This is a genomic window from Nonlabens dokdonensis DSW-6 (assembly GCF_000332115.1).
Lineage (GTDB): Bacteria > Bacteroidota > Bacteroidia > Flavobacteriales > Flavobacteriaceae > Nonlabens > Nonlabens dokdonensis.
On record NC_020156.1, the window covers coordinates 739,036 to 764,519 of the forward strand.

Below are 25,484 nucleotides of genomic sequence, written 5' to 3' on the forward strand. Positions count from 1 at the left end.
TTTGAGTAATGGCTAAATATTCAAAATATAATCTGAAGAAAGATTTAAATATCACCTATCTGCTTGGAGCAGGTGCTAGCTATAATTCCGTTCCAATATGGTCAGAGCAAGCAAGCTCAATGCTACACGTGGCAGATAAAATCGATAATGCTATTAAAAACCCTAAAAGTGTTTTTAAGACAGAAATTATGGAGAGTTCAAGGTACGATCACTTTGATGATAATGAAATTAAGTTTCTTGAAACGCTAATTGAGGACCTCAAATATTTTGCGGAAAAAGCAAATACTAATGGAACTATTGACAGTTATGCAAATCTCCTTCATAAAAGAAATCGGAAAGTTGAGTTAAATAGGCTAAAGAAAACTTTAAGCGTTTACTTAGATATTTGGCAATTTTATGTTGACTATATGCCTTTCAGGGCTACCGAGAATAACCCTCTTCCGTCAAAGCAAGTAATTGACACGCGTTACATCCAATGGTTGAATATGATCACTGAATCAGACCAATATGGTGAAGTATCTCTAAAAAAGGAAATAAATATTCTCTCTTGGAATTATGATCTGCAGGCCGAATTAGCTTTTATAAATATGTATCAAGATGAGTCAATTAAATGTCTAGATGACATCAATAGGAGGTTTAGATTTCTAGAAAATCTTGACGAGACTAAACAAGATATGAATATTCATCATTTGAACGGTCACAGTGGTTATTTTAAATATGAATCCAAAGATTATACAACAGCGAGGAACTTCTTAAAGAGTAACCTTTATACGTATTTAAAGGATTTGTATGATAATGTCGGTCAATTTAAAATTCGTTCTAATAATTATCACGATTACGGTGCCATCAAGTTTTCTTGGGAAAAAGAACTATCTGATAAGGTAAGAAATATAGCCTCTCGTACTGATATTTTAGTGATTATTGGTTACTCATTTCCCCAATACAATAGAATCGTTGATAGAATTATAATTGATTTAGTGAAGGCAAATAGTCCTCTGTATATTTATTATCAGGATCCGAATAGCAATCTAAATCGTGTCTCGTCATTTATAGGTTTCGAAAATTTAGAACACGATGAAAGTACAATGGAGTTTTTTGTGCCTGATGAGCACATCAATCCGAGAGAGGCTGAAATAGTAATTTAAGGTTTGAGCTCCCATTTAATTTCTCCCACACGACTTTTAATTTTGTTTAGAGATTTTAGAACTTCTTTTTCATCTGGTAATTCGCCAGTAAGCAACTCTTTAAAAGAGCTATTGTAAGTTGATTTTATTTTATTCCAAACGCCTTCAAGATCATCAAATATGAGTGCTTCGCTAGGATGCTGTGATAGCCAATCCTTGTCATTTGGTATTGCCTTATCATCATCTTTTCCTACTTGATTCAGCATCTTTGAGAACTCTTCGCTATCTAAGAAATCTTGTATCTGTTCTAACTTTAATAGCTGATGTAAATCATAAGTGTGCCTTACTTTATCGGCTAAATCTTTCAGAGGATTTTCGGTATATGAAAATCGCACCAGACTTATGATTTTCTCACAAAATGTACGTTCTATATCGAGCACAATTACTTTAAAGGGTTCAAGCTCATATTTGGTTATGAGATCTACATTTCCTGTACTGGCAATCAAGCCTGTAATCATTGAGTGAATCTCAATGGTGCTGCTAGGATGTGGGCTTCCATAACTCGATACTTCTACAACAATCTCATCGCGCACGTGCCCAAATGCTCCATCCATTCCGTTCTTATCATAGCTGTACACCAGCTTTCTAATCTTCCCTTTTTTGTTTTCAACCAAGTGACCAGGAACATTTACGAGAGGTTCTTTCACAGCTTCCGTAACTAGTTTAAGTTTCTTTTTTATGGCGTTACTTCCGTCAACTTCTTGGGTAATTATAACTAGGTCTATGTCTTCAGAGAAGCGCTCAATAATCTTATGACATTTTGATAAAGAAGTACCACCTTTAAATACTGCAATATCCTTAGAAGCAGGATTATTAAATACCTGCTTGAGCGCAAATGTTACCCAATAATCCTTTTCTATAAAAATTTCGGCAATGCCATAATGATCTGCGGCTGCTCGTATGGCATTTCTAAATGGCTCTTTATATTCGTGTAATTTCATTAAGCGATGTTCCAGTTGTTAATTGTAGGTAATAAATCTTTGCTTATTCCAAAGGTGTAGGTACTTAGTGCATTTATGTTATCACGTAGCGCACGACTTTGTTTTTCTAATCCCATAAACTCATAAATAGCACCTATTAACGCGGCGACTTTAGGTGGGTACGCTTTCGCGAAAGCGGTAAAACGTTCCAGATCTTTTCCTGAAAACTGAGCAATTTTATTTTTTAAGAAAGTAAGTATCTGAGACCTATTAGCATCTGGAATAGTTTTAAAATCCTTGGCAACATCTAGCACTTGTAATAATGGGATATTTTTCTTTGACACTTTTACATAGCTTTTGGCAGGCCGCACAATTGTATTGCCTACTTTACCGCGTACTTGTTTTGAATCACTTGCGACACGTATGATGCTTGGTACTTGTGTGGTTAATCTTAATTGATTGTACAGGCTCACACCGGTAACATAAGCGACTTGTTTGTTTCCTTCAAAAAGATATATTTTTAAGAGCTCAGTATCTCTTGGTCTCAATTCGCCAAAATCTGTTTGCTTAGGTCTATAATAAACACCTTTTCTAAATCTTTTAATAGTACCAGCAGTTACTAATCTACTTAGAGATTTAGATGCAGCAGTAAGCTCACCTTCAGGTATAGCAAGATCATCGTATGTAAATGCGTCTCCTGCATCTATACGAGCTACCTTATCTTTTATATATGCTGTTATATTCATAGTTAAAACATTACAAAGATACTCTAATTCTTTATAATGTCAAGTTTTTACATTCATTTACTTGACATATATAGTAATAACTATTCCTATACTTGTTTCTCTAGTATCAATTGTATCATATTCTCTAGTATCTGTGGTATTGTCCCAAAGTCCCTTTCTGAACAGCGGTAAACCTTCCACTTCCCTACATCTTTGTATTCACAAGGTTTAGAGACCTGCCAACTATAATAAACAGTTTTATAAAAACAACCCACAAATGGCACAGAAAAATGATATCGCCTGGCAACCTATAATGTATTGCGTAGGTGCAGGAATCGCCGGCATCGCAATCGGAACGCTCATTGTAGCACCGATGGTTCAAAAGATGAAGGCAAAAAAGCTAGCAGAAAAAAACAAGAAGACTGCGGCAGCCCCTACAAAAAAGGCATAGCATTTAGAGATGCGCCAGCAAGGGCTATTTATTCTTGACAACACAAAATTCCATTGTTGCAATGGACAAATCCCACAATAATGAAAGATTATAACGACGAGTTAATGCGCTACGAAGAAGACGCAGAAAACCAATACGACGATTACGACGACGGAGAAGACTTTGACGATTACGATGATGAAGACGACTTCGATACAGGCTTTGAAGGCCTAGAAGATGGTTATGATGATGAGTATGAAGACGAGTACGATGATTATGACGATTATGCAGATGAAGGCGAGTTTGAAGATGATTATGACGACTACACCGCAGCATCTGTAGGTAAGATTGACCCTAATGATCGTACGCTTACGGTTGTGATCACAAACAAATCAGGTGCAGCGGCAGAGGCTAATGTATTTGGTGGAAACCGTGAAGCAGCACAACCTAATGGCGTGACTGTAGAGATCGAAGAATCCAGTCACAAAGAAGTACGAGAAGAGAGTAAGGCAAACCCTTTTAAGATTGCTGGAATGAAATATTCCGTGAGCAATCCATTACAGTTTGATAATGTATTGCGTGTAGAGCGTAGGACAGCTTCAGGTTCAAAAACGACCAGAGTGTATCAACCGCGTAATGCCACATCGCCTCAAAACTTTACGCAAACGCTCATTGACGATGACAACTTCGAGATGGACGTGACGGGACAGGATTCCCTTCAGATTATGGTAGAGGATGGTGTTACAGCCGTATTCACATTTACCATTAAGGCAAGAGCAAACCTGGGCAACTTGCTCAAAGGTCAAAACGTTGCAGAACTTTCTCGTGCACCACGTACAACAGGACTTCCACAATTAGACCTCATACGTAGTCGTAGAAAACCCAGATTAGGGCGTCCCAGACGTAGAGTGAGACGTTCTCGCAGGAGACCTGTAAGCCGTCGTCGATATGTCAGAAAACCGGTGGCGAGACGGTCCAAGTCACGCCTAGTAAGACGTAAAAGACGCTAGTTGGAGCTCCGACTTGAGTCTTGACTCTTTCCCTAATTTAGACAGCCAGAGTCACGGTTTCCCCCAAACCTAGCTCTGGCTGTTCTTTTTTAACGACACCCTATGAAACGTAACAATAACCCCAAAAATCTCGCACAGAACAGGATAGATTACATCGTGTTCCACAATACAGACGCAGCAAATAATTTGCTGTTTGACTATGGTTTTGAGAAGATAGAAAGTCAGCAACACTTGTCGCAAGCAGTTAAAGAACTGGTTAAAAACAAAGGCAGAAAGGTCATAAAAGATCTTTTAGCCATCCACCCAGACAAGGCTGCGATTCTCCAAGTAAATTCTGTTGAAGATGCTAAATGTCCTGCTTGTAATAATAACGCTTTCGCGAAAGCGGAAAACTATTGCAAATCCTGTGGTCATTCGAATTATGCAGGCTCTGGAGATGAAGATAGTTTCCTGAGCCAGTTCTCATCCTACGATGATAAAGGATTAGAGAATTATTATAAAGGCATCGTAAAACGCTCAAACGATGCACCAGAAGATAAAAATCTTGCTCAAGAAGTACAGATGGTCTGGAATGAGTTGCGTAAACGCAAGGAAAGCAAGCCAGAACCCAAAACCGCAACACAGGACGATCAAAAAGGAATTCATATATCAAAGGATGAAATGTTGCTTTTCGGAGTAGTATTCATCGCAGGTGTGTTGGTAGGTGCGAGCATAAAACTTGACTTAAAAAATGGCAAATAAAACCAAACAACTTAAATACAATCAGGCGATAGATGATATCTCTTACCTAATTCTTCATTACCCACTGGAACTGCAACAACTTTTGCGCGTGTACGGCATCACTTTCCGTGATAGACCATCGCATAAAGCACTTATCAATGAGACCGTAGAATTGATGAAGGATGAAAAATCTGCTTTCGCGAAAGCGCTTGCCGAACTCATCTCACGACTTGCAGGAAGAGAAGATGAATTCTGGGGAGCCGTTGCTAAAGGTGCCGTAGGAATACTGGGCGGACTTTTCAAAAAGAAGAAACGCAGAAGTTCTGGTAGTAGCAATAACGGTGCTGCTGCGGCAGCCGCACAAGCCGCTGCTGCAAAACGAGATATGGAGCGTCGTATGCAACAAATGCGCGAAGAACAGCGACGTCGCGATGAAGAACGACGACGTGAAGAAGCGCGTCGCCGTGAAGAGCAAAAACGCAAGGAAGCCGAAGCCAAAAAGAAAACAAATATGATGCTGATGATAGGTGGCGGCGTGGTCGTTCTCGGGATTGGCGCAGCGATATTAATGAAGTCTAAACAGCCACCGATGCCTTATGGCGGTCAGCGTGCACAAATGCCAAAATAGCTATGACAAACACATTTGGATTAACAGAATATGACGTGTACGATGATGAAGGCTATGATAGCTTTAACCGTGGTCGCAGGAAAATCAGAAGACAACGTAGGAAGTCCAGAAGGCTTGCGAGACGCTCTAAGAGAAAAATCAAAAGAGCACCCAAACGTAAAATTTTGAGACGACCGCCTATTATAAAAGGACGACCGCGACCAATAAAGAAAAGGAAAGTTGTACGCAAAAAGTTACCGTCCAAAGTTCCTGTAAGTATTCTGATTCCAAAGGGCACGCCCATAAAATCTAAAGTACCGAACAAACCCATTTTTAAACCTACGTTGGTCAAAAAAGGAAAACCCAGTCCAACTAGTACTAAAGTGTCGAAAGCACAAATTGCAAGCCTGCAAGTTCCTGCTGCCATAGAAAAAGAAGCTGCTAAAAAGGCAATGAAATCAGATAGCAAAACAGGAAAAATAGTAAAAGTAATCGCCATCGTTGGTGTTACTGGAGCATTAGGTTTTGGCATCTATAAATACATTCAAATCAAAAAGAAGAGCAATGGATATACTGGCGCAAATAAAGGAAAGTGAGGTTTCTGAGAATGGAATTTTTGAAGAAGGATTTCTATATGGATCTGTGAAGAACATAGGAGAGAAAACTGCAAAAGTGAATGGCGTTTCTCTTGATCCAGGCGAAGCAAAAAGCTACCCATTTGTGGGTAAAGGCTACAAGAAAATTAATTACGAACCCAACGGAAGCACCTTGCGTATTCTGGAAGTACAATAATCTATGATTACAGGAGAAACAGAATATATGCTGGACGATAACTACGACGATTTCTTCGGAAATAAGAAGAAACGTAAAGCGCGTCGTGCCAAAAGAAAAGCACGAAGAGCCGCTAGAAGAAGTGCGCCAAAGCGGATTGCTCGTCGAGCAAAAAGCAAAGCCTTCTTTTCTAAACTAGGTACTGCCGTTCAAGATATGGGCGGTGCTACAGCTATAGGTGCCGCGATTGACACCATTGCACAACCAAAACCAACAACAGTATTTGGAGGTGCTACAGATGCACCATCAGATTATGACTTTTCCTTTGGCGCACCAGATGTTCCTGAAGAAGAGAAGAAAGGCATACCGACAATCGTGTTTGTTCTAGGTGGTGTCGTTGTAGTGGGCGTAGTGGGATTAGTGGTTATCAAGAGCAAAAATAACAAGCAACTCTACCAGCAATGATAGTCCCAATTCCATCAAATAAAGAGCGATTTAAAATCAGGCTTGGAATTACTTCTAAAATGCCGGTGCAATTGGGTATTCGAGTGTATGATCCGCGATATCCCAACACCTATTATTTCAGAAGGAAGGCACAGTTTTATGAAGGCAATGAGAAACGTGAATTCGTGATCTCTTTGCCCGTTACGCCAGAAGTTTTGGAAATGGAATTGTTTGATAAAGTTTCAGGCGAAGATTATCAGTTTGATATGAGCTACTTCAAGGTAGACAAAATGAAACCTGCTGAAGTCTGGGCATCGCAAGAAGAACATCGATTTATGGATTTTGCGATTGACTTTGCACAAAAAGCTGGACACACGCCTACTGGGTTTTATGACTCTAAAAATCACGAGTTCCTATTTCAATACTTACCGTCGATTACTGATGCATTTGGTAAAGAATTGATTACACCAGCTCGTACGCACCGCAAGATGCCACGTGTACAGATCTCACAACGATTATTTATTGGCTACACCATTCCCATTCGTGTGGCGATTTTGGCTCACGAAGGTTGTCATTGGTTCCTAAATACCAGAAGTCAAAAAACAGCAGATCTCTGCGGAATCAAAAAGTATCTGGACTACGGTTTTCCAACCATTGAAGCCATTTATGCCGTGACCAAGGTTTTTGGGAACAATCCGCATCACGTGGGCGCATCACAGGTACAACGCACCAAAGATGTGGTAGCGTTCATAGAAAATTATAGAGCAAATGCATAAACTACTTTTTATCACAATGGCAGTATTTACAATGGGTGCGACAATAAAACTTGCACCAAACAAAACGGACGATATAGCCTGTGAAAGCTGCGATGACCCTTCGGTTATCAAAAGAACGATCCATTCAAATGAAAATGCTTATATGAATAATAATTCTGTAAAATATCGCAACCAACTCAAAAAATGGGGTACACGATCTGGCGTGATGCACGTTGCGTTACCTGAAACTAAAAAACCAATTTGCGACACCACAAGAGATTCTCGATTCTATGCTACAGATGAAGGTGTGATGGAAATTTCTGATTGCAGTTCGCTTTCGCGAAAGCGTAATCTCATTAAAGATCAGAAGCAAAAGGAAGCCTTTAAAAACTATCAAAAGTATCTGTATAAAGAGTTTGATGTAATGCAAGTTGTGGTCAAAAACCACACGCCAGAAATTAGAGATGTATGTCTTTGGGGTGGTAATAGTGATAAGCCAATTACTGATCCATTGTTTATAGAAAATGATGAAAGCATAGATGTTTTGGTGGGTACGCATCCACAGCAAGTAGTTCTCAATCCTGCCAATAATTTGTTGTATGTGGCAAATCAATTGTCAGATTCCGTTTCGGTAGTTGAGCGTAACGGAAATGTTGTGGCAACCATTCCACTAACAGAGAATACAATGCCTGGAACAGTTTCGCCAGTTGCGCTTGCTGTCAATACAAATCAAGGTTATTTCTATGGAATGGTCTATGTCATAGGCTCGGTAAGCAACAAAATGTATCATCTTGGCTTGAATCATAAAGTCGTTGATATCAACGGAACTGGAAAACGACCTACGGAAATTAGATTCGATAATGCCACTAATGAATTAGTGATAAAGAATGTAGTTTCAAAAAGTACTACGCGCATCAATGCCCAAACACAAACACAAACGGTAACACCTTGGGGAATTCCCAATCAGTTTAGAAGAGTTGATGAACCTGATGTTACACCAGATTTTGCAAAGGTATTTACACGAAAAAACCTGCTTACCATATTTAATTCTTCCAAAAGCCCTACGGTCACAATCAATGATGAGTACCACGAAGAGCGAGAAGATTTTAAGTTTAGTCCTGGAATGCTCAAGCATCTCAAAATTGTAGCATCCGGAGAGCGACGTGTCAACGCTTTACAATTGCTACAGAAAAGTATTGCATGGAAAGAAATTTGTAAAACGCTATCACTAGGTAATTATCAAAGTCCGCAGAGTTTCCAGAATGTGTCTGAAGTTTTTGGTGTAGATGGTTCTATGCTCGATGGCCAGAATAGTTGGTGTTTTAAGATAGGTGGCTTACAAACCATCACGTTCATCTTGTACTACAAGAAGATGGAAATGTACAACCTACTTCCAGAAAAAGCATCCCTTGCTTACGGCGTGCAAATGAGTAAAGGGATACCGAAACGAGTTCCTAAAAATCCATTTAAGTCCATCCTATGAAAACAATAATCAATACCGCTTTGAGTCAATATGGTGTGACGGAACTGGTTGGTCAAAAGCATAATCCTGTCATCCTAAATTACTTTGATAAGATTGGTCACACTTGGGTCGCGACAGACGAAACGGCTTGGTGTTCTGCATTTACAAACTGGGTTGCTATGCAATGTGGTAAAGAGATGAGCCACCAATTGACCGCACGCTCTTGGCTAAAAGTGGGAACTGAAATCGAGAAACCAGCCATAGGTGATATCGTTGTTTTTTGGCGTAGTAAAAAGAATAGCTGGAAAGGTCACGTGGCATTTTTCATAGGTTATTCTGAAGATAAAAAATACATCTATTGTCTTGGTGGCAACCAGAACAACCAAGTCAATATCAAAGCATATCCTATCTACAGGCTACTTGGTTTTAGACATCTTAATAATTCAAACATTCAAAATCCAACACAATGAAAGACGTAGATTTTTTAGTTATACACAGCACCGATACCAGTGAAGCATTAGATCTTAAGGCAAAAACAGTCATCGATAAACATACCACTGATAAACGTAGCGGTGGCTTCGGTTGGAACCGTCCCGGCTTTGATTATCTCGTGTTGCAGGACGGTACTTTAGAAACCATAATCCCAGAACACAGCCCGACCGAAGTAGATCTTTGGGGCATCTCACAAGGTCGTTTTGGTATTTCAGGAAATGTCAAAAACCTAGCTTATGTAGGTGGTAGAACGCTTAAAGAAGCGTGGTGGAAAGACACACGTACCGAAGAACAAACCACCACGCTAGAAGCCGTGGTAAAGTTCTATACTATTAGGTTTCCAGAAATTATCATCGTCGGTTTTAACGAGATCGCAACTAAAAAAGATAGTGATAAACCTGGTTTTAGTGTCAAGGAATGGCTAGAGGAGCTGGACATTCCAAAGTGTAATATTTATCAAGGATATCAATGAGAACAATCATCACACTAGGTGTTGGATTTTGGCTAGGAAGACAGCTCTACATCAATCACGATAAGCGAGTCGCACGAGCAAAGGAAACACGCTTAAAACGGCGTTTGGTCTCATTCTTAAAAGAAAAAGATTTGGATACAAAAAATGCACAAAAGCAAGCCAATCAACTATTGAGCAACTAAATGGCAAAACAAGTAACCATACAAAACACATCCTTTTTGATTCCAGAAGCAGACGATCCGTGTGACTTCTGGACAAGTTATTACGCAAAACTGAAAAAGGAAGTTGGACAAGATAATGCTAAAATGTTATGGCTGGTCACTTGGAAAACGAATGGATCAGCATTGTGTGCCACGAGTCCATCATTCAATAAATGGTTGCTTAAAAATGAACTGGATGTAAGCAATATGGCAACCAGGTCTATTGCAGATATTTCTGAAATAGGCGGTAATATTTTTGGCCTGGGCAAGAGCTTAACGAAGATTTTATCGATTGGTGTTCCTATCATTCTTACGATTACGCTTATTCTCATTGTGATTGTTTTGAGAAACTCGGCTAAAGATGCAGACATCACAGATCTCGCAATGCTCACACCACCTGGACGTGCTGCTAAATTAATAGGCAAATGAACAGACAGCTCATCTATAAAATAGGCGGTGGCGCTGTGGGACTTTTAATTGTAGGAAGCTCATTTCTATCCATACGCCAGCGGAAACGCGATCAAAAAACAAGTAAACTATTAACCCAAATCAATAAACAACTGGCAACCACGGCAAATAATCTGGACGCAGAAAATGCCTTTGATATTTACTATCTCACGAAGGTTTTACAGAATGTCAACGGCCAAGTGATCGCGATGAGCGAAAGTAGCGCGACCAGCTATGCAAAACAGATTCATAACGCTTGGGGCGCGTGGTATGAAGGCGGCGATGATGAAGATGCGGTGTATGCGGTTTTCAGAAAAATCAAAGACAAAGTTCAGGTATCTCAAGTGGCTAAAGCCTATCATAGTACGTATTCAAAAAACTTGATTGATACTATTAAAGACAGGCTCTCAGAAGATGAGATAAAAATTATCCTGAACATCATCGGGCAAATACCTAATTATAGAACAGCATAAAAATTATAGAATGAAAATAACAAAAACAGGATGGTGGATGATAGGTGGCGCTGCAATGGCGGCAATTACGGTAGGTGTATTTGTTACGCTTTCGCGAAAGCGGAAAAAGGAAAAGCAAACATCGCAACAGGCCATCGGCAAAGACATAGGATCTGGAATACAAGTATCCACAGGCAATCAAGCAACCATCAAGCGAGAGCCTAACTGGAATAAGCCGTTTGATATGAATTACCTGACCAATGTACAGCGATGGGTCGCACCACGGAAGATTAAAACTCTGGATGAAGGCACGGCTCAATCTTTTGCAAAAAAGTTGAAAAATGCCAAAGGAACTTTTAATGATGATGAAGCTATTGTAAAAGAGATTTTTTCCAAACGATTACGTGATAAAACACAAGTGGCAAGTCTCTCTAAAGCCTATTGGAAGCTATACAAACAAGACTTATGGAAACATCTGTCAAGTTTTCTAAGCGCGTCAGAAATGAAACAATACGTGCATAATCCAGTGCGCCAATTACCAAATTATCAAACACAATAACTATGAAGAAAATAGCAACCAGACCGAAGAAAACATTTTTTGAACAGAACAAAGATCTCATTGTTGTAGGTGGCGTAATCGTTGTCCTAGCTGGCGGCGCGGTCGCATATATGTATTACAAGAAAAAGAAGGAAGCCAAAGAAATTGATCTGGCACAGAATAAGGACAGCTCGCCGCAAATTATTCCAGTTCATACAACTATTCCAGTTTCTAGTAGCTCTGAATCATCTAGCTCTGCATCAAAGCCACGAATAAAATATGTGAAGACCGGCTATCCATTAAAATACAAAACGCGTCATCAAGATGTAAAAATCTTGCAAGCGTATCTGAAGATTTACAAAGAGAATCTCGGAAAATCTGGAGCAAAACGTGATGGCGTGGATGGTGTTTTCGGACCACTCACATTAAAGGCTGCAAAAAAGCGCCTGGGTAAATCTGAATTTACAGAAAAAGATATTTCCGGAATGCGCAAAGCGCTGAAAATGATGGGTAAATGAAAAAGGAGAACGTCGTAAAAATAGTCTGCATTGCAGGAGGTTTATTGGGTATAGGCATCATCGCACATCAAATTGTTAAAGGTAAACGAGAAGATGCTGAAGAACAGAAGCACGCCGGCGCTACAGTTTTAAAAACCGAAATTTTAAAACCAAAACCAGCGATACCAAAACCGAAAATGAAAGTGGTTAAAACCAAAAAGCCTGTTCCTGAAGTAAAACCGAGCGCACCAAAGCCCCAAACAAAACCTAAAAAACCAGTAGCAGATGAGTTCCCTTTGCAACTGGGAAGCAAAGGAAAAAACGTAGAGCGACTGCAAATTTATTTGTTGCGCAATTACGGTTGGGCTGGAATCGTGACAGGAATTTATGATGAAAAAGTTCAGGAACGCGTGATGAAATACCTGAAAGTAACATCAGTAAGTGAAGCGCTATTTAATTCCCTAGATATGAATGAACCTATTACTAGCCAGCACTCCTAATGGGAAAAAGTATTAAAGATATTGTGTCAAGCCTTGTAGATGATGACGGCATTAAAACCGAAGTCACGCTCACAATGACCAATCAGACGCTGACCAAAGTGATTATCGCATTACTCGCGTCTGGAGCAACCATCGTTTTGGTTGCGCATTTGACCAAGAATATGTTCCCAAATCATCAATTATCCCTGCTTACCACAGATATTAAAACAATTAAAGAAACCCTTAAAAAACAATTGAAATGACAGATATCTTAAAACACTTAGTTCACTATTTATCCAGCCTAGATTGGGCGTACATCTTTACGTTCATCATCATCGCTTTTGGCCTTAACCAGAAACCTGTGACCGATTGGCTTGCAGACGTGACTGGCATAAAAATCAAAACACGCTATCGAATGCTTATCGTAGGATTCATCTACGGCATTATAATCTACTTTATTAGAGATACTATGCTACATAAGGTGGAGATGCTTTTGCAGTCTTTTGTATTTGCACTGGTATTTCATAAGCTCATTTTAGAAAGCGTAATAAACCGACTATTCAAACCTGAAAAGACAGAAAAAGATGAATAAGTGGAAAGTCATTTTTGCCATTTTCTTTTTTGTGGTTCTTGTAGTTGTGTTTACTCAAGTGATTATTCCTTTGGAAGATGGCTATGAACTCAGAACACCAAGCGATTGGAAAGAGAAAAATGGCACGTTGCTCAAAAAGAACAAATCGCTAGATCTGGAAATTGCAGATTTAGAGAAACAGGTAGATAGCTTGACAAATTTACTGAGCAAGAATAAAATTACCATTACCCAGCTAAAAACAAGTCTCAATGAAAAGATTACTACTATTTCTGGTTATAGTGATGCAGAGCTATTTCAGTATTTCGCAAGATTTAAAACCGATAGTACAGCATATAAAAACTGAAAAGTATTTCTGTTTTGACCTAAAGCAATCGCGCGAGATAGCTATAAGATTAGAGCGCGCTCGTTTTCAAGATTCGATTATTAGAAAGCTTGACTTTTCAAGGAAGCTGAAGGACAGTTTACTGGTCAAAAAAGATTCTGTGCTATCCAGAATGAGATTGCAGCATACCAACCTAATGATGGTTTCAGAAAATGGAAACGAGCAAATTCTGTTCTTGGAAAATCAATTAAAATTTAAAAACAAAAAGCTAAAACAGAGCAAGTTTCACAAGATCCTTTTGGGTGGTGGACTGCTCATACTTTCAGGAATCTTATTAGCTAATTAATTATGGGATATCAAAGCGACGCAATAACAAAAAGTCAAGGAACTATCGAGAATACACAGGAGATTCTTGAAGTGCAGCCCCTTCATCTTGGACCTAGTTTAATACACTCACCAGTTCGAAATAGATATTCTGTGATAAATGGCAACTTGGTCGTGGGCAAGGACATCCGATTACGCGCAAGAGACCCAAAGCAGCTTGAGATTGCGGGATGGCAAGTTTGTCTTCCGGCACCTTTGGTAACTGATCAATCTGATTACTATGGTCTCTGCCAAACAGAAAAGGGAAATGCTTTTAACTATGCGATAGATGCTAATGGCAGGTTATTTCTCTATGGGACTTTTGTAGATAGTGAAGATCACGTGGTGTTGAATGTCAATCCATATCTAGCGGAACTGCCTTTACGAATTTTTAGTTTTAGAAATAGCTCTGAAGAATTAGAGAATCCACGAGATGAACCAAAACCAGCAGATGAATTTTAAATGAAATACGCTTTCACGAAATCGAGCTCGCGAGATTCACGACCATCGGGAGAGCGAAGCGGTAAAGCGTAAAAATCAAACTTATGAATGTTTATGAAATCGTTGCAATTGTTTTAGGCGCCACCGGCTTTTGGAAGTTGGTAGAGATTCTTATGCATTACAATGTGCAGCGCAAACTGAAAAATGCAGAGATACGCCACTTAAATGCACAAGCAAACGATAGTGTGGTTACTAACTGGGTGCAATGGTCTGAAAAGATGGAAAAGCGCATAAGCCAGCTGGAGAATAAGAATACCACAATGTCCAGAACGATAACTAAACAGCGCGATCGTATTACTGAGCTTGAAAAATATATAGAACAACTGGAAGCTGAAATCCAGCTTTACAATAAAAAGAATATGTGATGGGCATAGATAAAGGAAGTAAAACACTCAACTATATATTTGCAGCGTTCACGGTGCTGAGTGCAATTAAAATAGGTTCGGACTTATATCTGCGCTATAAAGAAAGTCAGCAGAAAAAGAAGCCTTGTAATTGTAAAGATAAAAGCTAATGGCATTTAAGGATAATGGTCATATATACATAGGCTTAGGTACAATGGCGCTACTTTTAGGTGGCGCTTTTTTGGCTTATAAATTTAGCAAGTCCAGTTCTACATCTGGGGTGTACCGACGTAAGGGTATTGCCGTGGACCTCTCAGTTTTTGATAGTCCAGATGCGCCTGGTTCTGGAAACTGTATGGATAGAAGACTGATAGCAATGCTGTATAATCTCTCAGTAAAAACCGGTTATCCTATCTTTAGTTGGATCAATTCTGGCGCACGTAGTGAAGCTCATAACCGTAAAGTAGGTGGCGTGCGTAATTCTTCCCACAAAGTACCTACTTGTAAAGCTGTTGATATCAAGGCTTCTTCAAAATCTGTCCGAAATAATCTTGTTATGGCCGCGCGTGATGTTGGGTTTAAGCGTATAGGTGTTGGGAACACTTTTGTTCATCTTGATGTGGATGATGATAAGTCGCAATATGTGGCTTGGGGTTATCCTAGTGGGACTGCTGCGGCGGTTAATCCTTTTGTGTAGGAAAAAAACCGGTTTATCAACGAACAGTTGTTGACAATCAATTTTTTTTAAGATCGATATTGCTTTCAATTTTGGTTATTATTGTTAGGTAAAATTGTCAACAAGTTTCCATTTATTTATCGCAAAACTATCTGGCTTCTTATGAAGCCTTTTTTATTGTGTAAAATTTGAATCTAAAAAGCCTGTAAACCTTATGATTAAAATTTTAGAAAATCACTGTACACCTGAAAATGGTCTTTTACTTTTTGATCCACCTACTGGTTCAGGTAAAACTTATAACGTGCTAAAATGGATTTTTGAGAATTATAAGGAGTATTGTAAAGAAGGTCGTAAAATTTTCTTTATTACTAACCTGAAAAAAAACTTGCCTATACAAGATCTTAGAGAGGACTTTTTTAGAAAAAATAAAAAACTGAATGATTTCAATAAACACGTATTGTTTCTTAATTCCAATGCTGGTTTTGCGATAGAGCATTTTACCGAAGTACGAAGTACCATTCCTGAATATTTTACTAAGCTGTCTGCCTACTGGGATTTTAAAAACCAAATTGAATTTATTTATAGGCTTGAAAAATTAGATGGTTTTAAAGATGTTCTTTCTAAGGCCAAAAATGAGTTTAGAAATAGACAAGAGCCAGAATTTAGGAGAAGGATAGAATTGTATCTGAAAGAAAATTTCACAAATAAAAGAGAAAAGTTGACAGCAATAAAAACTGATCCAAATCTAAAATGGATCGGTGGTTTGTATCCTTCAGTATTTTCTTCAGAGAGAAAGATCTTCTTTTTAAGTATAGATAAATTCTATGCTCAAAATAGCACATTGGTCGAACCATCATATCATTTTATGAATAATGATATTACCAAGGATGCAATGATATTTATAGATGAAATTGACGCTTCAAAAGACAGTATTCTAAAGAATATCATAAGGAAAGGAAAACAGCAAAAAATAGATTATATACATCTATTTAATGAGATTTATTGGGCATTATCTAATAATCGTTTACCACAGGATTTTTTAGAACATTCTCAAAATAGACAGTCACAAATTGAGAATGGATATAAATATTTACCGCTAGAGAATATTGAAAGTGAATTAACCAAGAAAGCAGAGGAAATTGTAGAGAAATTTAAGTTAAAGTATAGCTTTAAAACTGCCGTAAGTGCAGGTGTATCCAGAGAGCGTAACCTATTATTTCACGACTTTCACTACCATTCAGTTTACAGGAATGACAAAAAGTTTATCGAGATAGACTCTAATGAGATTAAAAAACTTAATCACTTGAAATTCACTAATAATGCGCCAGAAAACCAACAAAAAAATATCATTACGCTTCTCACACAGGTGAAAGGTTTTGTGTCATATTTTCAAGGCTCTGTAAAAAGTCTTGCTCAAAATTATCAAGAAACTATTAACGAGCGCAGAAAATCTCAAGATGCCGAATACGGCTATGATCTTGCCTTAAGTTCAGTTTTGGAAGAGTTTAGACTTGAGGGTAAATATAAGATGTTCATTATGGATACTATCTTATCTGAAAGAGAGCGTACTAATCCTAGAGAGAAGAAAAAAGAAGAAATCCAATATGATTTCAGCATCTATGAAAATGGATTTAGATATTATGATTTTATAGACGATGAACAGCACGAGACTATAACTAAAACATTTATTTACAATTTTAACAATACACCTGAGAAATTCCTTCTAAAGCTTTCTGAGCGTGCAAAAGTCATAGGTATTTCAGCAACAGCAAACGTTGAGACAGTAACAGGTAATTATGACATAAGTTATCTAAAAAAACAACTTGGAGATAAATTTTGCCAGCTTTCAACTGAAGAAAAGTTGTATTTAAAGTCCCTAGTTCAAAAACAAACTTCAAATTATGATAAGGTAAAAATTCAACCCATTTGGATTAAAAATACTGAGTCCGTAAATGAAGTACTAGAAGACTTTACATCTTTGTTCGATGATGTCGAAATGGCACAAGAAATCATTGGACTAATTAATAACCCACTAGGATTTAACCAAAATAGATATTATAGGATAGCCAAAGCGTTTGACCATTTTCTTAAAAACAAAGATATCAATGCTATGCTGTGTTTATTAAATAAAGAGCCGAAAGAGTATGATGATAAATTGCGCAGGTCAACATTAGAAAGAATTTTCGATGAGTTGATTTTTAAACATAAACTTCAAGATCAATTTAAAAGTTTAGATAAAGATGGCAAGGAAACTTATAAGGCAAATAATAGTTATGTGATAGTAAATAGTGCGGATTTTGAAAGGAAAAAAGACAATTTTATAAGCCATCTCGAAAAAGGTCAAAAATTGTTTATTATATCTATGTATCAAACTATGGGTGCTGGTCAAAATATACATTACCTATCGCCAAACAAATCTAGTTTGATAGACATAAGAAGTGGTGAATTAGAAAAGTTCAATACCTCTAAGACAGATATTAATGCAATTTATTTAGACAAGCCAACTCACTTGATTCAACTGGTAAACAAGAAACTAAATGAAGAAGGATTTATCAGATATTTATTTCAACTTGAATTTTTGCTAGAAGCAGGTAGAATATCTCTAAATACTTTAAACAAAGAAGTTACCAGAGCATTTCAAAATCTAATGGCATCTATAAATTCTAAAGCTGTTCCAAATAAAACAAAGGATTCATTATACGATGATTACAATATAAAGCAACACTATTCAAAATTTGTTATTCAAGCTATTGGCAGGATATGTAGAACAAACCTAAAAGCTAAGAATATCTACATCTTGGCTGACGAAAAGCTCAAAAAGGAAATAAAAGATTATGATGTAGAAAGTAATATAGTACTAAATGAGTTTAAAGAATTAGTAAAATCCTGTTCTTCAAATTCGAACCGAACGGCTGTCGATTTCACTGAGGCCTACGTCAATAAAGGCAATACGTCCAATAGGCGTGCGCTGGCTTACATTAGAAAATTCATCAATCGACAATTTGAATGGAGAGAGCGAGAGATTAAAGAATGGCAACAACTGCGAGATTTGTGTTTAATGTTCCCAACGATGTCCGAAGATCGAGCGAGATCACTTATTCGCGTGCTTGATATATATGTTGAATTACCAAATACAAAGCAGGAATTAAATTATATTCAAGAAAGAGATTTTCAAGTTGTCAATGTAGATTTTAGTAATGAGTTACCATTTTCTGTATCAGCTAAATCTGCAAGATTAGATGAGCTAATGGTAATTCCTGGAGTAAAGGATTATTTCAAATACAGGGATTATGCAACACAGTTTCAACCAGGAAAATTTGTGCTGACTCCAGTAATTTTTCAAAATATTTATAAAGGAGCATTGGGAGAAGAAATAGGGAGGTTTATTTTTGAAAATCATCTAAATATTAAACTCGAGGAAATGCCTCCTGAGCACTTTGAAAGATTTGATTACAAAATAAGAGATAAAGATATTTACATTGATTTTAAGCATTGGCAAGAATACACAGAATTTGACGCAGATAGCATCCGAGAAAAAATCAGTGTTAAGCTTAAAAAGGTAAATGGAATAAAAGCAATCATCGTAAACATTCTAGCTACATCAAATTACTCACCTATTTCATCTAATGCTGGAGCTATTATTGAAATTGGAAACTTGTACGATACTGAGAATAATAAATTTAATGATGAAGCTGTAGAATTAATAATGAAAAATATATGAACGGCGTACGAATAAGCAAAATCAATTACTCTTTCGATATTACCAACATCTTAAAAGATTTCTATATCATTCGGTTCACACAGTCCGAAGGATACATCAAATATGGCGCACAGTTTATTGATGAATTATCACAGAATGTAAAAGCACAAAGCGTAGTTTTTGAAAGTGGAAGTACGTTATACACACTTTTCGTAAAAGCGGAATTTGAAAAGCTAGATCTGAAAGAAATACTTAGAAACGGTTCTGAAATGGATGGTCTCAGTTACAGCATTCTTAAAGCTTTAGAAATTCAACGTTGCCCACCTCACTTAATCATACAACTGCTAATAAATTCACTTGCTTCGCCTAAAAATGAGAGGTTGCGTTTTAATAACCTAACTGGAAAACTATACTTATTTAAGGAATCACTATTTGAGAAAAGAAAATTTAAAGAAGATCAATTAGTGACCAAGATTCCTGCGATTGAGTTCAAAATTCATCGAGATCTTAGAATCGAACTAAGAACTACAACTTTTACAAGTTTGTTACTAATGAGTAAAATGGAATTCTCAAAAAAACCATTAAAAAATTATTCTAAATATACTTACTCGCATTCCACTAAATCGATGCGCAGAATTTTGAATGACGAAAAGTTAGCTGCTAAAGATGTTTTTATTATAAAACAAGAAACAGGTAAGAAAACAACTTTTCCTTTTATGGATTTTTCTGATCTTGAGTCGTTAGAAGAAAGTAAAGTTGGGCAATTGTCTATTTTAGACATCAAGATAAAAAACAAGTTGGCAAAATATCTTGAGATATCTTTTCAGGAAGAGAATATTGATAATATATATCGCCTTTCCAACAGTAATCAAGATTCTATAAAAAAACTCATCGCTTCAAAAAATAAAGAATTACACATTGCTAATACCTTGGGTATTGAAGGTAAGGATTATGAAACCTTTTTAAAAGCTCAATTAGTTGTATTGTTCCCAGAAATTAGATTAAGTTCTTCAATAAGGACTAAAAATGGTCTAGCCAATATTAGGCTAATAAGAAACAAAAACTACTACAAGGAAAATGAAATAGAGGATCAATATAATTCATCATTGCCAATAACACAGCACATCACAGTTGAGGATTTTAACTTCAAAAGCAATAGCGCTATAAAAGCCGTCATAAAAGAGCTTCTTATCAAAGCAGATGTGTTTAAAAATCATATTTCCATAGTTAACTGGGAAGATTACGGTTACCAAAAAAATCAAACTTTTGGAATTAAAAAAAACGACAAGTTTTACTTTCTCACAATTAGTCCGAAGGGTTCAATGCATTTTCAAGAAAAAGAAATGTCCTTGTTTAACCAATCTGAGTTTGATAATCTTATTTCAATTTTTCAAAGTGATGAGAATATCGAGGGTATTGTACAAAATGATGAAGGAGCAATTAACATTATTAGAAGATCCTCTTTATTTACAATTCCTGATTTTGAAAATATATATTCAAAACTTAAAAACGAAAATCAAGATGAGACCTTCGATATTGAGTATATTAAAAGCTCTTTGAATGAAATCGATATTAAAGAGGTGGATTTAAAATTTTATAATCAAGAGTTAGACAATTGGTCAGAAAAGACTATATCTAAATCTCAATTGCTTTCACTTATAAGTAAAATTAGTGTTAAGAAAAAACTTGCGATTGAGATTTATGAAACAACTGGTAAATTGATAAAGGTTTATATGAGAGACAAATCCAAATATGAGCTAATGGATAGCAACTTAGATATTCACTCTTACCAATCTAAAGGTAAATTGTTTTATTATGTGGGTACAATTGGAGAAGGAATGAGAACCAAAATAGGTAGAGCTTCTGTAATACGAGAAATATCGGGATTTGAAAATTCGCCCTTGTTCTTTGATAAATTACTGCCATTGATGAATGTAGATTTCGTAAAATATGGAGATTTAACTGTATTACCCTTTCCTTTTAAATACTTGAGAGAATGGATCAATTTGCAAACCAGAACAAGATAACATTTCGTTAAAACAAACTCTTATGTAAAAAAAAATAATTATTTTTGTATTTAATGAAGAAATTCTTCCACAAATCGATGGCTATATTAATGGCAGTCGTGGTACTTTTTACCACGATGTCATTTACTGTTGATATGCATTATTGTGGGGATTCTCTTGTAGATTTTTCATTGTTCCAATCAGCAGAAACCTGTGGAATGGAAAAAGCGCAGTCAAGAATAGGTTGTGAAAATCCGATGCTTACCAAAAATTCCTGTTGCTCGGATGAGCAATTAATTATTGAAGGGCAGGATAATTTAAAGCAAGACTTTACTAAGTTAACCTTTGAGCAGCAAACGTTCATCGCTGCTTTTACTTATTCTTATAGAAACCTTTTTGAAGGAACCGAATCTGAAGAAGTTCCTTTTGAAGATTACCCGCGACCCTTTGTCAAACGGGATGTGCAAGTACTGCACCAGACTTTCTTAATTTGATTTGTTAGATTTTTTGAATGAAGCCCAACAGCTACGCTGTAGTGGGCTAAAACTCGTGTTTGTCATTTTTTGCAGCACGTAATTCCAAAACTCTAATAATCAAATGCTATGCTGAATAAGAGCATTAAATTTCTCATAGAAAACAAACTTGTTGCCGTTCTACTACTCGCCCTATTTGTGGGTTGGGGCGTGGTCAACGCACCCTTTAATTGGGAAACAGGCTTTTTGCCTACAGACCCAGTATCCGTTGATGCCATACCTGATATTGGCGAGAACCAACAAATTGTTTTTACCAAGTGGCAAGGTCGCTCGCCACAGGATATTGAAGACCAAATTACCTATCCGCTAACCACTTCGCTTCTGGGCATACCAGGCGTGAAAACCATCCGTAGTTCTTCTATGTTTGGATTTTCCAGCATCTATATCATTTTTGAAGAAGACATCGAGTTCTATTGGTCGCGCAGTCGCATACTCGAAAAACTGAACTCACTTCCTGCAAACCTTTTGCCCGATGGTGTCAATCCATCACTTGGGCCAGATGCTACAGGACTCGGACAGATATTTTGGTACACGCTGGAAGGTCGTGATAAAGACGGAAACGTAACTGGTGGTTGGGATTTACAGGAATTGCGTAGCATTCAGGATTATTATGTGAAATACGGATTGTCATCTGCAAGCGGTGTTTCTGAAGTGGCTTCCATAGGTGGCTATGTTCAGGAATATCAAGTGGATATCGACCCAGAAAAAATGCGCCAATACAACGTGAGTATGGGCGATGTGGTCAAGGCCGTCAAGCAAAGCAATCAAGACATAGGCGCACAAACGCTCGAAATCAATCAAGCGGAATATCTCGTGCGCGGATTGGGCTACGTGAAGTCCATTTCAGATATCGAAGATGCCGTGGTAGATTCTGAAAACTTTACTTCTATCCGTATCAAAGACGTAGCAAACGTTCACTTGGGACCAGCGACAAGACGTGGCATTCTCGATAAGGAAGGTGCCGAAGTTGTAGGTGGTGTTGTAGTCGCTCGCTATGGTGCAAATCCGCTGGAAGTCATCAATAATGTCAAAGCACAAATCGCCGAAATAAGCTCTGGACTTCCAACAAAAACTTTGAAAGATGGGCGCACTTCGCAAGTAACCATCGTGCCATTTTACGACCGTACCGAACTCATTCAGGAAACTTTGGGCACACTCAACGAAGCTTTGACTTTGGAAATCTTGATTACCATTTTAGTTATTATCATTATGGTGTTCAATCTACGTGCATCCATCCTTATTTCAGGATTATTGCCCGTGGCCGTCTTGATGGTTTTTATCACGATGAAGCTCTTTAATGTAGATGCAAACATCGTCGCACTTTCTGGTATCGCCATTGCCATCGGAACTATGGTGGACGTGGGCGTGATACTCGCCGAAAATATGATACGGCACTTGGAAGATGAAAAGTTGCGGCTTAATGAAAACGGTAAGGAATACACCACAAACGAAATCATCTACAACGCAACTGCAGAAGTTTCTGGTGCTATTCTAACGGCAGTTTTAACGACAATCATCAGTTTTCTGCCTGTATTCACAATGATTGGTGCCGAAGGAAAACTGTTCCGCCCGCTTGCTTTTACCAAAACAATGGCACTCACGGCATCACTCATCATTGCGCTATTTCTCATTCCACCCATTGCGGCATTCCTGTTCCGCAAGACGAGTGTACGAGAACGTACACAGTACGCCATCAATGGTTTACTTATTTTGTTAGGAATTCTCGCCATCGTTTACGGCTTTTGGCTGGGGCTTATTCTTATTGCCTTTGCTACAACATCATTTTTAAAGATGCGTGGTGCGCTTTCGCGAAAGCGTAAGAATCTATATGACATCATCATTTCATCGGTTGCCATCGTATTCTTGCTCGCTACCTACTGGCGACCTTTGGGCTTTGACCGAAGCATCGTGATGAACCTAATATTTGTTTCCATTATCTGTTTTGGACTGCTTGGTGCGTTCTCAATTTTCAGGATTTACTATGAACGTATTTTGAAATGGGCACTTCAGAACCGATATCTATTCTTAATTGTTCCGGCTACGGTGCTCACGTTGGGTATCATTATTATGCGAAACACAGGCAAAGAGTTTATGCCAGCGCTGAATGAAGGTTCATTCTTGCTGATGCCTACATCCTTACCACACGCAGGTGTTGAAGAAAACAAACGTGTGTTGCAACAGCTCGATATGGCGGTGGCGAGCATTCCTGAAATCGAAACTGTGGTGGGAAAAGCTGGAAGAACGGAAAGCGCACTCGACCCAGCACCACTCTCGATGTATGAGAATGTCATTCAGTATAAATCTGAATATATGCGGAATAGTTCTGGCGAGCGACAACGCTATAAGGTCAATGACGATGGATTGTTTGTACTGAAGAATAACAAATTCATTATCAACCCAAATAATGAGATAGATGAAGACGTCAACTATGCCGAAACATCGCTCAAAACGACTGCCACACGCAAAGAGTTGATTGAAGATGACGATGGCGAATACTATCGAAACTGGCGACCGGACATCAAGAGTCCTGATGATATTTGGAACGAGATTGTACGAGTGACCAAGTTGCCAGGCGTGACATCTGCACCCAAGTTGCAACCCATCGAAACCCGATTGGTAATGCTACAAACGGGAATGCGGGCACCTATGGGCATCAAGGTAAAAGGACCCGATTTAAAGTCCATAGAAAACTTTGGACTGGAATTGGAAGACATCTTGAAACAAGCTGAAGGCGTCAAGGAACAAGCTGTTTTTGCAGACCGAATCGTGGGCAAGCCCTACTTGCTTATTGATATTAAGCGAGACCAATTGGCTCGATATGGCATATCCATTATAGATGTTCAGGAAATCCTGCAAGTAGCCGTGGGCGGAATGCCACTCACGCAAACCGTGGAAGGTCGGGAACGTTATGCCGTGCGCGTGCGTTATCCAAGAGAATTACGGGCAAATCCAGACGACCTTAAAAATATCTACGTTCCTGTAGAAAAAGGCAGTCCTGTACCGCTGGGCGAATTGGTCGAAATTCGATACGAGCAAGGACCACAAGTCATTAAGAGTGAAGACACATTTCTAATTGGCTACGTGCTGTTTGACAAACTCGACGGCTTTGCCGAAGTAGATGTGGTAGAAAATGCTCAAGCGCTGATTCAACAAAATATTGATAACGGTTCGCTGGTCGTACCACAAGGTGTTAGCTATCGCTTTACGGGTACTTATGAAAATCAGTTGCGGGCAGAGAAAACCTTATCGGTTGTCGTACCACTCTGTTTGCTGGTTATTTTCTTGATTTTGTATTTCCAATTCAGGTCGGTTTCTACATCGCTTATGGTGTTTACTGCCATCGCCGTGGCCTTTGCAGGTGGTTTCATTATGATATGGCTTTATGGTCAGGAATGGTTTTTCAACTTCGGCTTTTTCGGCGAAAATCTGCGGGATTTGTTCAATATGAAAACTATCAATTTAAGTGTGGCCGTTTGGGTAGGTTTTATTGCCCTTTTCGGGATCGCAACGGATGATGGTGTAGTAATGGCCACCTATTTAGACCAATCTTTTAAAAGCAACGAACCAGACAATAAAAAGGGCATTCGTCTCGCCACTTTGGAAGCCGCAGGTAAACGTATTCGTCCGTGTTTGATGACTACTGTAACTACGGTGTTGGCATTACTTCCTGTACTCACATCCACAGGCAAGGGAAGCGATATAATGATACCGATGGCGATACCCATTTTTGGCGGAATGATAATCGACGTTACGTCCTATTTTCTACTGCCAGTCCTATACAGTTGGAAAAAGGAATACCAACTTAAAAAAGCAAACAGATGAAAAAATTAAAATATATACTC

General features: G+C 38.1%; 30 protein-coding genes. 28 read left to right on the plus strand and 2 right to left on the minus strand.

Features of this window, described 5'->3' with window-relative positions; translation table 11 throughout:
* Positions 1–8 precede the first annotated feature (8 nt).
* A complete protein-coding gene (locus tag DDD_RS03285) occupies positions 9–1,145 on the plus strand; it encodes a hypothetical protein (protein ID WP_015361319.1) in 1,137 nt (378 codons plus the stop codon).
* On the opposite strand, the gene DDD_RS03290 is transcribed toward DDD_RS03285, so the two are convergent.
* Together DDD_RS03290 and DDD_RS03295 are read right to left on the minus strand one after the other, a co-directional pair.
* On the minus strand, positions 1,142–2,125 hold the full coding sequence (locus DDD_RS03290; protein ID WP_015361320.1) for a nucleotidyl transferase AbiEii/AbiGii toxin family protein: 984 nt from the start codon (positions 2,123–2,125) through the stop codon (positions 1,142–1,144). The genes DDD_RS03285 and DDD_RS03290 overlap by 4 nt on opposite strands.
* A complete protein-coding gene (locus DDD_RS03295; protein WP_015361321.1) occupies positions 2,125–2,850 on the minus strand; it encodes a DUF6088 family protein in 726 nt (241 codons plus the stop codon). Before DDD_RS03295 ends, DDD_RS03290 begins: the two co-directional genes overlap by 1 nt.
* 256 nt (positions 2,851–3,106) lie before the next feature.
* Between DDD_RS03295 and DDD_RS18090 the strand changes: the two genes are divergently transcribed.
* From DDD_RS18090 to DDD_RS03425, 27 genes are all read left to right on the plus strand, one after another.
* Positions 3,107–3,280 (plus strand): hypothetical protein, encoded by a 174-nt coding sequence (locus tag DDD_RS18090; RefSeq protein WP_015361323.1) that lies wholly within the window; start codon positions 3,107–3,109, stop codon positions 3,278–3,280.
* A gap of 80 nt (positions 3,281–3,360) precedes the next feature.
* Positions 3,361–4,269 (plus strand): hypothetical protein, encoded by a 909-nt coding sequence (locus DDD_RS03300; RefSeq protein WP_015361324.1) that lies wholly within the window; start codon positions 3,361–3,363, stop codon positions 4,267–4,269.
* A 102-nt stretch (positions 4,270–4,371) separates the two neighbouring features.
* The gene (locus tag DDD_RS03305) at positions 4,372–5,010 is read left to right on the plus strand and encodes a hypothetical protein (protein ID WP_041566892.1); all 639 of its coding nucleotides are present in this window, start codon (positions 4,372–4,374) and stop codon (positions 5,008–5,010) included.
* Between the two features lie 88 nt (positions 5,011–5,098).
* Positions 5,099–5,617, plus strand: coding sequence for a hypothetical protein (locus DDD_RS03310; RefSeq protein ID WP_236613391.1), 519 nt, complete (start codon positions 5,099–5,101; stop codon positions 5,615–5,617).
* A gap of 2 nt (positions 5,618–5,619) precedes the next feature.
* Positions 5,620–6,192, plus strand: coding sequence for a hypothetical protein (locus DDD_RS03315; RefSeq protein WP_146250760.1), 573 nt, complete (start codon positions 5,620–5,622; stop codon positions 6,190–6,192).
* Positions 6,161–6,388, plus strand: coding sequence for a hypothetical protein (locus DDD_RS03320; RefSeq protein WP_015361329.1), 228 nt, complete (start codon positions 6,161–6,163; stop codon positions 6,386–6,388). The genes DDD_RS03315 and DDD_RS03320 overlap by 32 nt, the downstream gene beginning before the upstream one ends.
* 3 nt (positions 6,389–6,391) lie before the next feature.
* Positions 6,392–6,832 carry a hypothetical protein gene (locus DDD_RS03325; RefSeq protein ID WP_015361330.1) on the plus strand — a complete coding sequence of 147 codons (441 nt, stop codon included), beginning with the start codon at positions 6,392–6,394 and terminating at the stop codon, positions 6,830–6,832.
* Positions 6,829–7,587 carry a hypothetical protein gene (locus DDD_RS03330; protein ID WP_015361331.1) on the plus strand — a complete coding sequence of 253 codons (759 nt, stop codon included), beginning with the start codon at positions 6,829–6,831 and terminating at the stop codon, positions 7,585–7,587. The genes DDD_RS03325 and DDD_RS03330 overlap by 4 nt, the downstream gene beginning before the upstream one ends.
* 16 nt (positions 7,588–7,603) lie before the next feature.
* Positions 7,604–9,049: a YncE family protein gene (locus DDD_RS03335; RefSeq protein ID WP_236613392.1), complete on the plus strand. Its 1,446-nt coding sequence runs from the start codon at positions 7,604–7,606 to the stop codon at positions 9,047–9,049.
* On the plus strand, positions 9,046–9,498 hold the full coding sequence (locus DDD_RS03340) for a TIGR02594 family protein (RefSeq protein WP_015361333.1): 453 nt from the start codon (positions 9,046–9,048) through the stop codon (positions 9,496–9,498). Before DDD_RS03335 ends, DDD_RS03340 begins: the two co-directional genes overlap by 4 nt.
* Positions 9,495–9,992 (plus strand): peptidoglycan recognition protein family protein, encoded by a 498-nt coding sequence (locus DDD_RS03345; protein WP_015361334.1) that lies wholly within the window; start codon positions 9,495–9,497, stop codon positions 9,990–9,992. The genes DDD_RS03340 and DDD_RS03345 overlap by 4 nt, the downstream gene beginning before the upstream one ends.
* Positions 9,989–10,174 (plus strand): hypothetical protein, encoded by a 186-nt coding sequence (locus tag DDD_RS03350; protein WP_041566895.1) that lies wholly within the window; start codon positions 9,989–9,991, stop codon positions 10,172–10,174. Before DDD_RS03345 ends, DDD_RS03350 begins: the two co-directional genes overlap by 4 nt.
* A complete protein-coding gene (locus tag DDD_RS03355) occupies positions 10,175–10,621 on the plus strand; it encodes a hypothetical protein (RefSeq protein WP_015361335.1) in 447 nt (148 codons plus the stop codon).
* Positions 10,618–11,112, plus strand: a complete 495-nt coding sequence (locus tag DDD_RS03360; RefSeq protein ID WP_015361336.1) for a hypothetical protein — start codon at positions 10,618–10,620, stop codon at positions 11,110–11,112. The genes DDD_RS03355 and DDD_RS03360 overlap by 4 nt, the downstream gene beginning before the upstream one ends.
* Before the next feature lie 10 nt (positions 11,113–11,122).
* Positions 11,123–11,650, plus strand: a complete 528-nt coding sequence (locus tag DDD_RS03365) for a hypothetical protein (protein ID WP_015361337.1) — start codon at positions 11,123–11,125, stop codon at positions 11,648–11,650.
* A 2-nt stretch (positions 11,651–11,652) separates the two neighbouring features.
* Positions 11,653–12,147 (plus strand): peptidoglycan-binding domain-containing protein, encoded by a 495-nt coding sequence (locus tag DDD_RS03370; RefSeq protein ID WP_015361338.1) that lies wholly within the window; start codon positions 11,653–11,655, stop codon positions 12,145–12,147.
* Positions 12,144–12,626, plus strand: a complete 483-nt coding sequence (locus DDD_RS03375) for a peptidoglycan-binding domain-containing protein (RefSeq protein WP_015361339.1) — start codon at positions 12,144–12,146, stop codon at positions 12,624–12,626. The genes DDD_RS03370 and DDD_RS03375 overlap by 4 nt, the downstream gene beginning before the upstream one ends.
* Positions 12,626–12,868: a hypothetical protein gene (locus DDD_RS03380; protein WP_015361340.1), complete on the plus strand. Its 243-nt coding sequence runs from the start codon at positions 12,626–12,628 to the stop codon at positions 12,866–12,868. The genes DDD_RS03375 and DDD_RS03380 overlap by 1 nt, the downstream gene beginning before the upstream one ends.
* A complete protein-coding gene (locus tag DDD_RS03385; RefSeq protein WP_041566896.1) occupies positions 12,865–13,197 on the plus strand; it encodes a hypothetical protein in 333 nt (110 codons plus the stop codon). The genes DDD_RS03380 and DDD_RS03385 overlap by 4 nt, the downstream gene beginning before the upstream one ends.
* A complete protein-coding gene (locus tag DDD_RS03390; protein ID WP_015361342.1) occupies positions 13,190–13,540 on the plus strand; it encodes a hypothetical protein in 351 nt (116 codons plus the stop codon). The genes DDD_RS03385 and DDD_RS03390 overlap by 8 nt, the downstream gene beginning before the upstream one ends.
* A gap of 477 nt (positions 13,541–14,017) precedes the next feature.
* Entirely contained in the window at positions 14,018–14,344 is a 327-nt protein-coding gene (locus tag DDD_RS03395) for a hypothetical protein (protein ID WP_146250761.1), read from the plus strand.
* Positions 14,345–14,427: 83 nt separating this feature from the next.
* Complete coding sequence (locus tag DDD_RS03400) at positions 14,428–14,748, plus strand: hypothetical protein (protein ID WP_015361345.1); 321 nt, start codon at positions 14,428–14,430, stop codon at positions 14,746–14,748.
* Positions 14,749–14,896: 148 nt separating this feature from the next.
* Entirely contained in the window at positions 14,897–15,424 is a 528-nt protein-coding gene (locus DDD_RS03405; RefSeq protein ID WP_015361346.1) for a D-Ala-D-Ala carboxypeptidase family metallohydrolase, read from the plus strand.
* Between the two features lie 193 nt (positions 15,425–15,617).
* Positions 15,618–19,124 (plus strand): hypothetical protein, encoded by a 3,507-nt coding sequence (locus tag DDD_RS03410; RefSeq protein WP_015361347.1) that lies wholly within the window; start codon positions 15,618–15,620, stop codon positions 19,122–19,124.
* Complete coding sequence (locus DDD_RS03415) at positions 19,121–21,130, plus strand: hypothetical protein (RefSeq protein WP_015361348.1); 2,010 nt, start codon at positions 19,121–19,123, stop codon at positions 21,128–21,130. The genes DDD_RS03410 and DDD_RS03415 overlap by 4 nt, the downstream gene beginning before the upstream one ends.
* A 53-nt stretch (positions 21,131–21,183) precedes the next feature.
* Positions 21,184–21,603: an HYC_CC_PP family protein gene (locus tag DDD_RS03420; RefSeq protein WP_041566898.1), complete on the plus strand. Its 420-nt coding sequence runs from the start codon at positions 21,184–21,186 to the stop codon at positions 21,601–21,603.
* Positions 21,604–21,711: 108 nt separating this feature from the next.
* Positions 21,712–25,464, plus strand: coding sequence for an efflux RND transporter permease subunit (locus tag DDD_RS03425; RefSeq protein ID WP_015361350.1), 3,753 nt, complete (start codon positions 21,712–21,714; stop codon positions 25,462–25,464).
* Positions 25,465–25,484 lie beyond the last annotated feature (20 nt).

Bases quoted from the DNA above. Each gene is read 5' to 3' on its own strand.
- DDD_RS03380 (WP_015361340.1), top strand. From the start codon at position 12,626: ATGGGAAAAAGTATTAAAGATATTGTGTCAAGCCTTGTAGATGATGAC.
- DDD_RS03330 (WP_015361331.1), top strand. From the start codon at position 6,829: ATGATAGTCCCAATTCCATCAAATAAAGAGCGATTTAAAATCAGGCTT.
- DDD_RS03370 (WP_015361338.1), top strand. From the start codon at position 11,653: ATGAAGAAAATAGCAACCAGACCGAAGAAAACATTTTTTGAACAGAAC.
- DDD_RS03425 (WP_015361350.1), top strand. From the start codon at position 21,712: ATGCTGAATAAGAGCATTAAATTTCTCATAGAAAACAAACTTGTTGCC.
- DDD_RS03390 (WP_015361342.1), top strand. From the start codon at position 13,190: ATGAATAAGTGGAAAGTCATTTTTGCCATTTTCTTTTTTGTGGTTCTT.
- DDD_RS03305 (WP_041566892.1), top strand. From the start codon at position 4,372: ATGAAACGTAACAATAACCCCAAAAATCTCGCACAGAACAGGATAGAT.
- DDD_RS03290 (WP_015361320.1), bottom strand. From the start codon at position 2,125: ATGAAATTACACGAATATAAAGAGCCATTTAGAAATGCCATACGAGCA.
- DDD_RS03410 (WP_015361347.1), top strand. From the start codon at position 15,618: ATGATTAAAATTTTAGAAAATCACTGTACACCTGAAAATGGTCTTTTA.
- DDD_RS03385 (WP_041566896.1), top strand. From the start codon at position 12,865: ATGACAGATATCTTAAAACACTTAGTTCACTATTTATCCAGCCTAGAT.
- DDD_RS03405 (WP_015361346.1), top strand. From the start codon at position 14,897: ATGGCATTTAAGGATAATGGTCATATATACATAGGCTTAGGTACAATG.
- DDD_RS03300 (WP_015361324.1), top strand. From the start codon at position 3,361: ATGAAAGATTATAACGACGAGTTAATGCGCTACGAAGAAGACGCAGAA.
- DDD_RS03285 (WP_015361319.1), top strand. From the start codon at position 9: ATGGCTAAATATTCAAAATATAATCTGAAGAAAGATTTAAATATCACC.
- DDD_RS03355 (WP_015361335.1), top strand. From the start codon at position 10,175: ATGGCAAAACAAGTAACCATACAAAACACATCCTTTTTGATTCCAGAA.
- DDD_RS03325 (WP_015361330.1), top strand. From the start codon at position 6,392: ATGATTACAGGAGAAACAGAATATATGCTGGACGATAACTACGACGAT.
- DDD_RS03340 (WP_015361333.1), top strand. From the start codon at position 9,046: ATGAAAACAATAATCAATACCGCTTTGAGTCAATATGGTGTGACGGAA.
- DDD_RS03320 (WP_015361329.1), top strand. From the start codon at position 6,161: ATGGATATACTGGCGCAAATAAAGGAAAGTGAGGTTTCTGAGAATGGA.
- DDD_RS03315 (WP_146250760.1), top strand. From the start codon at position 5,620: ATGACAAACACATTTGGATTAACAGAATATGACGTGTACGATGATGAA.
- DDD_RS03365 (WP_015361337.1), top strand. From the start codon at position 11,123: ATGAAAATAACAAAAACAGGATGGTGGATGATAGGTGGCGCTGCAATG.
- DDD_RS03420 (WP_041566898.1), top strand. From the start codon at position 21,184: ATGAAGAAATTCTTCCACAAATCGATGGCTATATTAATGGCAGTCGTG.
- DDD_RS18090 (WP_015361323.1), top strand. From the start codon at position 3,107: ATGGCACAGAAAAATGATATCGCCTGGCAACCTATAATGTATTGCGTA.
- DDD_RS03350 (WP_041566895.1), top strand. From the start codon at position 9,989: ATGAGAACAATCATCACACTAGGTGTTGGATTTTGGCTAGGAAGACAG.
- DDD_RS03335 (WP_236613392.1), top strand. From the start codon at position 7,604: ATGGCAGTATTTACAATGGGTGCGACAATAAAACTTGCACCAAACAAA.
- DDD_RS03375 (WP_015361339.1), top strand. From the start codon at position 12,144: ATGAAAAAGGAGAACGTCGTAAAAATAGTCTGCATTGCAGGAGGTTTA.
- DDD_RS03295 (WP_015361321.1), bottom strand. From the start codon at position 2,850: ATGAATATAACAGCATATATAAAAGATAAGGTAGCTCGTATAGATGCA.
- DDD_RS03360 (WP_015361336.1), top strand. From the start codon at position 10,618: ATGAACAGACAGCTCATCTATAAAATAGGCGGTGGCGCTGTGGGACTT.
- DDD_RS03400 (WP_015361345.1), top strand. From the start codon at position 14,428: ATGAATGTTTATGAAATCGTTGCAATTGTTTTAGGCGCCACCGGCTTT.
- DDD_RS03415 (WP_015361348.1), top strand. From the start codon at position 19,121: ATGAACGGCGTACGAATAAGCAAAATCAATTACTCTTTCGATATTACC.
- DDD_RS03345 (WP_015361334.1), top strand. From the start codon at position 9,495: ATGAAAGACGTAGATTTTTTAGTTATACACAGCACCGATACCAGTGAA.